Genomic DNA, 531 nt, shown 5'->3' with positions numbered 1-531 from the left:
CATCACGAGGCGGTTCCGGCGGAGTGCGAGCGGATCTATGCGCAAGTGTGGGAAGAAGCCAAAGACATGGAAGATCTGGTGTTGGGCGTCGATGACTTCGCGATCAAGAAAGGCCATACGTATAACACCGGCATCCACAACCTCAAAGGCGAAGCGATGCTCGATCTGCTGCCGGGCCGGAAGCTGGAGGCGCTTAGGGCGTATGCCCAGGCGCACCCGGACTTCCTGTGGCTGAGCCCCAAAGCGGTCGTGATGGACTTGGCGCAGCCTTACCATACTTGGATCAGCGAATGTTTTCCGAATGCGATTCGCATCGCGGATCGTTTTCATGTTCATAGGTACGTGATCGAAAGCGTGCAAGAGGTTCGGAAAACCGTTCAGCACACCCTTTCACCGCGGGCCAAGGCGTATCTAAAAGCGAACCATCGGTTGCTGAATCCGCCAGCGGAGTCGCTCAATGAAGAAAGCCGAAAACGGCTGGAAACGCTGCTGAGTTACTCCCCGCTTCTTTGCAGCGTATGGGAGTGGAAA

The 531-nt window shown here is 56.1% G+C and carries 1 protein-coding gene; it reads left to right on the top strand.

Features of this window, described 5'->3' with window-relative positions:
• Nucleotides 1-66 precede the first annotated feature (66 nt).
• On the top strand, nt 67-531 hold a 465-nt coding region (locus tag L323_RS33090), incomplete at its 3' end, for a transposase (protein WP_207637184.1).

The sequence above is a fragment of the Ruminiclostridium papyrosolvens C7 genome (assembly GCF_000421965.1).
In the GTDB taxonomy this organism is placed as follows: Bacteria; Bacillota; Clostridia; order Acetivibrionales; family DSM-1351; genus Ruminiclostridium; species Ruminiclostridium papyrosolvens_A.
The sequence above is the reverse complement of the archived record's forward strand: the minus strand, read 5'-3'. Positions and strand labels throughout refer to the sequence as shown.